The organism is Parvibaculum sp., assembly GCF_045863935.1.
Classification (GTDB): domain Bacteria; phylum Pseudomonadota; class Alphaproteobacteria; order Parvibaculales; family Parvibaculaceae; genus Parvibaculum.
In genome coordinates, this window is the sequence record NZ_BTVP01000065.1 from 1 (window position 1) to 9,218 (window position 9,218).

10 protein-coding genes and 1 tRNA gene are annotated in these 9,218 nt (G+C 62.9%); all 11 read right to left on the minus strand.

Features of this window, described 5'->3' with window-relative positions; all coding sequences use genetic code 11:
- Positions 1 to 533, minus strand: a 533-nt coding sequence (locus tag ACKUUH_RS16645) for an NADH-quinone oxidoreductase subunit J (protein ID WP_407951010.1), incomplete at its 3' end; no start/stop codon positions are given.
- Between the two features lie 28 nt (positions 534 to 561).
- Complete coding sequence (gene nuoI / locus ACKUUH_RS16650) at positions 562 to 1,053, minus strand: NADH-quinone oxidoreductase subunit NuoI (RefSeq protein ID WP_407951011.1); 492 nt, start codon at positions 1,051 to 1,053, stop codon at positions 562 to 564.
- Between the two features lie 43 nt (positions 1,054 to 1,096).
- Positions 1,097 to 2,101, minus strand: a complete 1,005-nt coding sequence (gene nuoH, locus ACKUUH_RS16655) for an NADH-quinone oxidoreductase subunit NuoH (RefSeq protein ID WP_407951012.1) — start codon at positions 2,099 to 2,101, stop codon at positions 1,097 to 1,099.
- A 16-nt stretch (positions 2,102 to 2,117) separates the two neighbouring features.
- Complete coding sequence (gene nuoG / locus ACKUUH_RS16660; RefSeq protein WP_407951013.1) at positions 2,118 to 4,163, minus strand: NADH-quinone oxidoreductase subunit NuoG; 2,046 nt, start codon at positions 4,161 to 4,163, stop codon at positions 2,118 to 2,120.
- A gap of 3 nt (positions 4,164 to 4,166) precedes the next feature.
- Positions 4,167 to 5,456, minus strand: coding sequence for an NADH-quinone oxidoreductase subunit NuoF (gene nuoF, locus ACKUUH_RS16665; RefSeq protein WP_407951014.1), 1,290 nt, complete (start codon positions 5,454 to 5,456; stop codon positions 4,167 to 4,169).
- Positions 5,456 to 6,079 carry an NADH-quinone oxidoreductase subunit NuoE gene (gene nuoE, locus ACKUUH_RS16670; protein WP_407951015.1) on the minus strand — a complete coding sequence of 208 codons (624 nt, stop codon included), beginning with the start codon at positions 6,077 to 6,079 and terminating at the stop codon, positions 5,456 to 5,458. The genes nuoF and nuoE overlap by 1 nt, the downstream gene beginning before the upstream one ends.
- The gene (locus ACKUUH_RS16675; RefSeq protein WP_407951016.1) at positions 6,076 to 7,254 is read right to left on the minus strand and encodes an NADH-quinone oxidoreductase subunit D; all 1,179 of its coding nucleotides are present in this window, start codon (positions 7,252 to 7,254) and stop codon (positions 6,076 to 6,078) included. The genes nuoE and ACKUUH_RS16675 overlap by 4 nt, the downstream gene beginning before the upstream one ends.
- Before the next feature lie 4 nt (positions 7,255 to 7,258).
- Positions 7,259 to 7,861 (minus strand): NADH-quinone oxidoreductase subunit C, encoded by a 603-nt coding sequence (locus ACKUUH_RS16680; RefSeq protein WP_407951017.1) that lies wholly within the window; start codon positions 7,859 to 7,861, stop codon positions 7,259 to 7,261.
- A 69-nt stretch (positions 7,862 to 7,930) separates the two neighbouring features.
- Positions 7,931 to 8,506: a NuoB/complex I 20 kDa subunit family protein gene (locus ACKUUH_RS16685; protein ID WP_407951018.1), complete on the minus strand. Its 576-nt coding sequence runs from the start codon at positions 8,504 to 8,506 to the stop codon at positions 7,931 to 7,933.
- The gene (locus ACKUUH_RS16690) at positions 8,497 to 8,862 is read right to left on the minus strand and encodes an NADH-quinone oxidoreductase subunit A (RefSeq protein ID WP_407951019.1); all 366 of its coding nucleotides are present in this window, start codon (positions 8,860 to 8,862) and stop codon (positions 8,497 to 8,499) included. The genes ACKUUH_RS16685 and ACKUUH_RS16690 overlap by 10 nt, the downstream gene beginning before the upstream one ends.
- 279 nt (positions 8,863 to 9,141) lie before the next feature.
- A tRNA-Asp gene (locus tag ACKUUH_RS16695) sits at positions 9,142 to 9,218 on the minus strand.

Below are 9,218 nucleotides of genomic sequence, written 5' to 3' on the forward strand. Positions count from 1 at the left end.
CGCTTGACGTTCGGCTTGTGGCGCAGCGTGAGCACGATGGCGCCGATCATGGCGACGAGGAGGATGAGCCCCGCGGCCTGGAAGGGATAGACGTACTGCGTGTAGACGATCTGGCCGAGGGCACGCGTGTTGTCGATATCGGTGAAGGCGGGCGTGGGTGCCGCAGCGATGCCCGCCGCCTCCGGCGAAATGACCCACGCGCCAAGCACCAGCAGCAGTTCGATCAGCAGGATGATGCCGACCAGCGCGCCGACGGGCAGATATTGCAGGAAGCCCTCGCGCAGTTCCGTGAAGTCCACATCGAGCATCATGACGACGAAGAGGAAGAGCACAGCGACCGCGCCGACATAGACGATGATGAGGATGAGCGCGAGGAACTCCGCCCCCATGAGCACGAAGAGCGCAGCCGCATTGAAGAAGGCAAGGATGAGGAACAGCACGGAGTGCACGGGATTGCGCGCCGCGATCACCATGAAGCCCGCGGCGACGGTTATCGCCGCGAAAAGATAAAACGCGATGGCGGTGGCAATCATCTGATCTCTTGTCCCTCAGCCCGTCGGTTCAGCGGTATGGCGCGTCGAGCGCGATGTTTGTCGCGATCTCGCGTTCCCAGCGGTCGCCATTCGCGAGCAGCCGGTTCTTGTCGTACATCAGTTCCTCGCGCGTTTCCGTCGCGAATTCGAAATTCGGCCCTTCGACGATCGCATCGACCGGGCAGGCCTCCTGGCAGAGGCCGCAATAGATGCACTTCGTCATGTCGATGTCGTAGCGCGTGGTGCGGCGTGTGCCGTCGTTGCGGCGGGGGCCCGCCTCGATGGTGATGGCGAGCGCGGGGCAGATCGCCTCGCAGAGCTTGCAGGCGATGCAACGTTCCTCGCCGTTCGGATAACGGCGGAGCGCATGCTCGCCGCGGAAGCGCGGAGAGAGCGGCCCTTTCTCGAAGGGATAGTTCAACGTCGCCTTGGGCTTGAAGAAATAGCGCATGGCGAGGAAGAAGCTCGAAACGAATTCGGCGAGGAAGAGAGACCGCACCGACTGATCCAGCCAGGCCATAATCTCAGTCCTTTCCCTTGATTGCGTTCATTGTCCCTGCCCCTCACACAAGATCGAAGCCGACAAGGACACCCGCCGTCAGCACAACCCAGAAGAGCGAGAACGGAAGGAAGACCTTCCAGCCGAGACGCATCAACTGGTCGTAGCGGTAGCGCGGCACAAAGGCCTTGACCATGGCGAACATGAAGAAGACCGCGAAGACCTTCAGCAGGAACCAGACGACGCCCGGCACCATGTTGAAGGGAGCGATGTCGATGGGCGGCAACCAGCCGCCGAGGAAAAGAATGGTCGTCATCGCGCACATGAGCAGGATCGACACATACTCGCCCAGCATGAACATCATATAGGCCGTGGAGGAGTATTCGACCATGAAGCCGGCGACGAGCTCCGATTCCGCTTCGACGAGGTCGAAGGGCGGGCGGTTCGTTTCGGCGAGCGCCGAAATGAAGAAGATCACGAACATCGGCAGATGCGGGATGAAGTACCAGACAGTCTCCTGCGCCTCGACGATCTTCGAGAGGTTGAGCGAGCCTGCCGTCATCAAGACGCAGACGATGACGAAACCGATGGAGACTTCGTAGGAAACCATCTGCGCGGCGGCACGAAGAGCGGAGAGGAAGGGGTATTTCGAGTTCGACGCCCAACCCGCCATGATGACGCCATAGACGCCCAGCGAGGAGATGGCGAAGATGTAAAGAATGCCGACATTGATGTCGGAGATGACCATCTTCGCATCGAGCGGGATCACGGCCCAGCCGGAGAGCGCGAGCGTGACGGTGACGAGCGGCGCGATGAGGAAGACGCCCTTGTTCGCGCCTGCCGGAATGACGATTTCCTTGAAGACGAATTTCAGCAGGTCAGCGAAAGACTGGAACAGGCCGAAAGCGCCGACGACGTTCGGGCCCCGGCGCAACTGAACCGCCGCCCAGATCTTGCGGTCGGCCAGCAGCACGTAAGCGGTGACGAGCAGGATCGCGACGATGAGCGCGAGCGACTGGGCCGCGATGATCGCCAGCGGTATTCCGTATGCGACGAGAATGTCTGTCATTGCCCCTTTGCTCCCGTCACTCGGCCGCCTGGATGCGCGCGGCGGCGGCCCGGCCGGCCGAGCACTCGGCCATGACGGCGCTCGCACGCGCGATCGGATTGGTCATGTAGAAATCGCGAACCGGCGTTTCGAAAGGCGCGGCATCAAGCTCGCCTCCAGACAGCGACGGCATATCCGCGACCGGTGCCGCGACATCCACCATCGCGAAATGCGGCGCATCGGCCACCATCGCCGCGCGGATCGCCGCGAGATCGTCGTAAGGCAGAGGCTTGCCAAGCACGCCCGAAAGCGCCCGCAGGATCGTCCAGTCCTCGCGGGCGGAACCCGGCGGGAAAACGGCGCGGCGGCCGAGTTGCACGCGGCCCTCGGTGTTGACCCAGGTGGCGTTCTTTTCCGTGTAGGCGGCGCCCGGCAGGATGACGTCGGCGCGATGCGCCCCGGCATCGCCATGCGTGCCCTGATAGATCACGAAGGCCTTGCCCAGACGGTTCATGTCGATCTCGTCTGCGCCAAGGAGATGCACGACTTCGATTTCGCCATTCGAGGCGCCAGCGAGAATGCCCTCGACATCGCGTCCCCCCTCGCCCGGCACAAGGCCGAGATCGAGACCGCCGACACGGGCGGCGGCCGTGTGCAGCACGTTGAAGCCGTTCCACTCAGCGGAAACGGCGCCGACGGATTTCGCGAGCGCCAGCGCTTCGGCGAGAACGGCGGCGCCGTCCTTCCGCGTGAGTGCGCCCTGCCCGACAACGATCATCGGGCGCGACGCGTTTTTCAGGACGTCGCCGAAGGAACCCAGGTCCTTCAGCGACTGAGGGCCGGCGCCGATGTAGTCATATTCATAGGTGAGATCGGCGCGCGGACCGACGACGCCGACTTTCAGGCCGCCTGCACGCGCGCGCTTCAGGATGCGCGCATTGACGATGGGCGCTTCCTTGCGCGGATCGGTGCCGACGAGCAGGATCGCGTCCGCTTCGTCAATGCCGACGATGGTCGTGTTGAAGAGATAGGCGCCGCGATGCGAGGCATCGAGCTTCGCGCCGTCCTGACGGCAATCGATGCTCGGCGAGCCGAGCGAGGTGTAGAGGTCCTTCAGCGCCTTCATGGATTCGGCGCAGGCGAGATCGCCCGCAATGGCGGCGACGCGCTTGCCGTCAACGCCCTTGAGGCGGGCGGCGATGGCGGCGAAAGCCTCATCCCATGTGGCGGCGCGCAGGCGGCCATTCTCACGAACATAAGGCGTGTCGAGGCGCTGTGTCTTCAGTCCGTCCCAGACGAAGCGCGTCTTGTCGGAAATCCACTCCTCGTTCACGTCGTCGTTGAGACGCGGCAGGATGCGCATGACTTCGGCACCGCGTGCATCGACGCGGATGTTCGAGCCGACGGCGTCCATGACGTCGATGGATTCGGTTTTCTTCAGCTCCCAGGGGCGCGCCGTATAGGCGAAGGGGCGGAAGGTGAGCGCGCCGACCGGGCAGAGATCGACGACATTCGCCGACAGCTCGGAGGTGAGCGCGTGCTCGAGATAGGTGGTGATTTCCATATCCTCGCCGCGGCCGATGGCGCCGAGTTCAGGGACGCCCGCCACTTCCTGCGAGAAGCGGATGCAGCGCGTGCAATGGATGCAGCGCGTCATCACTGTCTTCACGAGGGGGCCCATGTATTTTTCTTCGACCGCGCGCTTGTTCTCATGGAAGCGCGACCCGTCGACGCCATAGGCCATGGACTGGTCCTGGAGATCGCATTCGCCGCCCTGATCGCAGATCGGGCAGTCGAGCGGGTGATTGATGAGGAGAAATTCCATCACGCCTTCGCGAGCGCGCTTCACTTGCTCGGTCTTCGTGTGGACGACCATGCCGTCGGCCGCAGGCATGGCGCATGAAGCGACGGGCTTCGGCGACTTCTCGACCTCGACGAGGCACATGCGGCAGTTGCCCGCAATCGACAGACGCTCGTGATAGCAGAAGCGCGGAATCTCGGCGCCCGCTTCCTCGCAGGCCTGCAACAGCGTGGCGCCGTTCTCGACCTCGACTTCGATGCCATCGACTATGAGTTTCGGCATGATCTACTCCGCCGCCCTTGCCGCGCCGACGCGTTTCGACGCGATGCGCTCTTCGATCGTTCCCCGGAAATGGCGGATGAGGCCCTGAACGGGCCAGGCCGCCGCATCGCCGAGCGCACAGATCGTGTGTCCCTCGACGCGCTTCGTGACGTCGAGCAGCATGTCGATCTCTTCGACTTCCGCTTCGCCGGAAACCAGACGCTCCATGACGCGCCACATCCAGCCCGTGCCTTCACGGCAGGGCGTGCACTGGCCGCAGCTCTCATGCTTGTAGAAGGCGGAGAGACGCGCGATCGCCTTGATGACGTCGGCCGACTTGTCCATGACGATGACGGCCGCCGTTCCGAGGCCGGACTGCACGGCCTTCAGCGAGTCGAAATCCATCAGCACGTCGTCGCAGATCGCCTTGGGCAGGAGCGGGACGGACGACCCGCCCGGGATCACGGCGAGGAGATTGTCCCAGCCGCCGCGCACACCGCCTGCATGGCGTTCGAGAAGCTCGCGGAGCGGGATGCCCATTTCCTCTTCGACATTGCAGGGCTTGTTCACATGACCCGAGATGCAGAAGAGCTTGGTGCCGGTGTTGTTCGGACGGCCGAGACCCGCGAACCAGTCCGCGCCACGGCGCAGGATGGTCGGCGCGACCGCGATCGACTCGACGTTGTTCACCGTCGTCGGTGCGCCATAGAGGCCGACGTTCGCCGGGAAAGGCGGCTTCAGGCGCGGCATGCCCTTCTTGCCTTCGAGGCTTTCAAGCAGCGCGGTTTCCTCGCCGCAGATATAGGCACCGGCGCCGTGATGAACGTAGAGATCGAAGTCCCAGCCTGAACCCGCGGCATTGGCGCCGAGCAGGCCCGCCTCATAGGCTTCGTCAACGGCGGCCTGGAGCTGCTCGCGCTCGCGAATGAATTCGCCGCGCACGTAGATGTAGCAAGCGTGTGCACCCATGGCGAAGGAGGCGATGAGGCAGCCTTCGATGAGCTTCTGCGGATCGTGACGCAGGATGTCGCGATCCTTGCAGGTGCCGGGCTCGGACTCGTCCGCGTTCACGACGAGGTAGTGCGGGCGGCCATCGGACTCCTTCGGCATGAAGGACCATTTGAGGCCAGTCGGGAAGCCCGCGCCGCCGCGGCCGCGCAGGCCGGACTTCTTCATTTCGTCGAGAATCCAGTCACGGCCCTTCGCGACGATCGCGGCCGTGCCGTCCCAATCGCCGCGCTTGCGTGCAGCGGCCAGGCGCCAGTCATGGAGCCCGTAGAGATTGGTGAAAATCCTGTCCTTGTCTTCAAGCATCAGTTGCCCCCGCCCGTCTGCGGCTCGCCGACCGAGGTGAGGCTGGTGAGGCCGCCCGCCGGTTCGGATGCATGACGCTCGTTCTGAGGACCGGGTTTCACAGCCTTGCCCTCGCGCAGATTGTTCAGAACGCCCTCGAGAGACGCCGCATCGAGATCCTCGAAGAAGTCCGCATTGATCTGGACCATCGGCGCATTGACGCAGGCACCGAGGCACTCGACTTCCATCCAGGAGAACTTGCCGTCCGCGCTCACCTTGCCCTCCGGGCCGATGTGCCTGCGGCAGACTTCCTTCAGCTCGTCCGCGCCGCGAAGCCAGCAAGGCGTCGTGCCGCAAAGCTGCACGAAGTGCTCACCGACCGGCGAGAGATTGAACATGGTGTAGAAGGTCGCGACCTCGAGGGCGCGGATGTAATCCATGCCGAGCATTTCGGCGACATGGCGGATCGCCGGTTCCGGCAGCCAGCCGTCATGCTGTTCCTGTGCGCGCCAGAGCAGCGGAATGATCGCCGAGGCCTGCTTGCCTTGCGGATATTTCGCGATCTGCTTCTGCGCCCACTCGGCATTCTCCGCCGTGAAGGCGAAGCTTGCGGGCTGATTGGGATCGAGACGCCTGACGCTCATCGGTCCACCTCTCCGAACACGATATCGATGGAGCCGAGAATGGCGGCCACGTCGGCCAGCATGTGGCCCTTGCACAGATGATCCATCGCCTGCAGATGGGCAAATCCCGGTGCGCGGATCTTGCACTTGTAGGGCTTGTTACCGCCGTCTGAGACGAGATAGACGCCGAACTCGCCCTTGGGCGCTTCGACAGCGGCGTAAACCTCGCCAGCGGGCACGTGGTAGCCCTCGGTGTAGAGCTTGAAGTGATGGATGAGCGCTTCCATGGAGCGCTTCATCTCAGCCCGCGTGGGCGGCACGATCTTGCCGTCGTCGGAGCGCACGGGACCGCCAGGCATCATTTCGATGCACTGCTTCATGATGCGCAGCGACTGACGCATCTCTTCCATGCGGATCAGATAGCGGTCGTAGCAATCGCCGTTCTTGCCGACGGGAATGTCGAAGTCGAGCTCGGAATAAACCTCATAGGGCTGCGAACGGCGCAGGTCCCATGCCATGCCCGAGCCGCGCACCATGACGCCGGAGAAGCCCCAGTCGAGCGCTTCCTGCTGGCTGACGACGCCGATGTCGACATTGCGCTGCTTGAAAATGCGGTTGCCTGTGAGAAGGCTTTCGAGATCGTCCAGCACCTGCGCGCAGGGGTCGCAGAAATTGTAGATGTCTTCGAGCAGCTTGGGCGGCAGGTCGCGATGCACGCCGCCGACGCGGAAATAGTTTGCGTGCATGCGCGCGCCAGAGGCCCGCTCGTAGAAGATCATGAGCTTTTCGCGCTCTTCGAACCCCCAGAGCGGCGGGGTGAGCGCGCCGACGTCCAGCGCCTGCGTGGTGACGTTCAGCATGTGAGCGAGGATACGGCCGATCTCGGAATAGAGGACGCGGATGAACTGGCCGCGGCGCGGCACTTCGAGACCGAGCAGCTTTTCGGCGGCGAGCACGAAGGCGTGCTCCTGGTTCATCGGGGCGACATAATCGAGACGATCGAAATAAGGCGTCGCCTGCATATAGGTCTTGTATTCGATCAGCTTCTCGGTGCCGCGATGAAGCAGACCGATATGCGGGTCGACACGCTCGACGACTTCGCCGTCGAGTTCCAGCACGAGGCGCAGCACGCCATGCGCGGCCGGGTGCTGGGGACCGAAGTTCAGATGGTAGTTGCGGAGTTCCTGTTCGGCCATCGGATCAGCCCTCCGCCTTTTCGTCGCCCGGCAGCAGATATTCCGCGCCTTCCCATGGGCTCATGAAATCGAAGCTTCGGAATTCCTGCACGAGCTTCACCGGCTCGTAGACGACCCGCTTTTCGTCGTCGTCGTAGCGCACTTCGACATAGCCCGTCAGGGGGAAATCCTTGCGCAGCGGATAGCCGTTGAAACCGTAGTCGGTCAGGATGCGGCGCAGGTCCGGATGATCGGAGAAGAGCACGCCGTACATGTCGAAGGTTTCGCGCTCGTACCAGTTGGCGGACGGAAAGACCGGCACCACGCTCGGCACCGCCGTCTCCTCGTCGGTGCGGACCGTCACGCGGATGCGCTGGTTCTGATACATTGACAGCAGATGATAGACGACATCGAAGCGCTGGCTGCGCTCTGGGTAATCGACGCCCGTGATGTCGAGCAGGGTTGAGAAGCCGCAAGCCGGATCGTCGCGCAGATATTTCAGCACGCGTGCGATCGACTGCGCCTGGGCGACAATCGTCAGTTCCCCGAAGGCGACACGAAATTCGAGCACCGAATCCTCGAGCGCGCCGAGGATGTGTTCGCCTAGTTCTGCAAGACTTTCGTCCATAGATGCGGTCTCGAAGTTCGTTTGAGGCGTGCGGAACCAGCAGGAAGCCGACCGCCCTTGTCTTTGAAATCAGCGGTCGAGCGTTCCCGTCCTGCGGATTTTCTTCTGGAGCGCGAGGATGCCGTAAAGCAGCGCCTCGGCGGTGGGGGGACATCCGGGGACGTAGACATCGACCGGAACGATCCGGTCGCAGCCGCGCACCACGGAATAAGAGTAGTGGTAGTAGCCGCCGCCATTCGCACATGACCCCATCGAGATCACATAACGCGGCTCGGGCATCTGGTCATAAACCTTGCGGAGCGCGGGCGCCATCTTGTTCGTCAGCGTGCCGGCGACGATCATCACGTCGGACTGGCGCGGGCTCGCGCGGGGAGCGACGCCGAAGCGTTCCGCGTCGTAGCGCGGCATCGAGGTCTGCATCATCTCGACGGCGCAGCAGGCAAGACCGAAGGTCATCCACATGAGCGAGCCGGTGCGCGACCAATTGATGAGGTCGTCGACCGTCGTCAGCACGAAGCCCTTGTCGGCGAGCGCATCGGAAGCCTGACGGAAGAAGGTATCGTCCTGCCAGGCCGGCACGGAAACTTCCTGCTCGACCACGCCGGGCGTGTTGGAGATTACCTTGTCAGGATTCGTCACTCCCATTCCAGAGCACCCTTCCGCCACTCATAGGTGAAGCCGATCGTCAGCACGGCGAGGAAGACGATCATCGACCAGAAACCGAAGAGGCCGACATCCCCGAGGGCAACCGCCCAGGGAAAGAGAAAGGCGACTTCAAGGTCGAAAATGATGAAGAGGATCGCGACGAGATAATATTTCACGTCGAATTTCATGCGCGCGTCGTCGAAAGCATCGAAGCCGCATTCGTAAGCGGCGAGCTTTTCGGGATCGGGCTTGCTCGGTGCGACGACGAAAGGCGCGATCAGGAGCGCGAGACCCACGACGAGAGACAGGCCCATAAAGATCAGTATGGGCAGGTACTCGAGCAGCAGGTCTTCCATCGAATTGTCCTCACAAGGTACCGGTGCAAGATGCCCCCGGCCGGGACTGTCTCCGCGCTCGCACCGCCAGTGCGAACCGGGTGCGAAATCACCCGCAAGCGGCCTCCCAATTCGGCGCGCAGTATAGACCTCGCATCTGCAAAATCAAAGGCCAGCACACCGGTTGCCGGAGCAAAAAGCCGTTGGTTTTCCGGCCTTTGCAAAGTGCTCCGAACAAAGCATGCAAACTGCGACGAAGCAGAGTCGCGGCGGGCATCGAAGCCGGCGTTTTGGAGAAAATGGCGGGAGTGACGGGACTCGAACCCGCGGCCTCCGGCGTGACAGGCCGGCGCTCTAACCAACTGAGCTACACCCCC

What these genes read in the sequence shown, in the direction of transcription:
- nuoI (WP_407951011.1), bottom strand. Translation starts at nt 1,053, where the DNA reads ATGGCCTGGCTGGATCAGTCGGTGCGGTCTCTCTTCCTCGCCGAATTC.
- nuoH (WP_407951012.1), bottom strand. Translation starts at nt 2,101, where the DNA reads ATGACAGACATTCTCGTCGCATACGGAATACCGCTGGCGATCATCGCG.
- nuoG (WP_407951013.1), bottom strand. Translation starts at nt 4,163, where the DNA reads ATGCCGAAACTCATAGTCGATGGCATCGAAGTCGAGGTCGAGAACGGC.
- nuoF (WP_407951014.1), bottom strand. Translation starts at nt 5,456, where the DNA reads ATGCTTGAAGACAAGGACAGGATTTTCACCAATCTCTACGGGCTCCAT.
- nuoE (WP_407951015.1), bottom strand. Translation starts at nt 6,079, where the DNA reads ATGAGCGTCAGGCGTCTCGATCCCAATCAGCCCGCAAGCTTCGCCTTC.
- ACKUUH_RS16675 (WP_407951016.1), bottom strand. Translation starts at nt 7,254, where the DNA reads ATGGCCGAACAGGAACTCCGCAACTACCATCTGAACTTCGGTCCCCAG.
- ACKUUH_RS16680 (WP_407951017.1), bottom strand. Translation starts at nt 7,861, where the DNA reads ATGGACGAAAGTCTTGCAGAACTAGGCGAACACATCCTCGGCGCGCTC.
- ACKUUH_RS16685 (WP_407951018.1), bottom strand. Translation starts at nt 8,506, where the DNA reads ATGGGAGTGACGAATCCTGACAAGGTAATCTCCAACACGCCCGGCGTG.
- ACKUUH_RS16690 (WP_407951019.1), bottom strand. Translation starts at nt 8,862, where the DNA reads ATGGAAGACCTGCTGCTCGAGTACCTGCCCATACTGATCTTTATGGGC.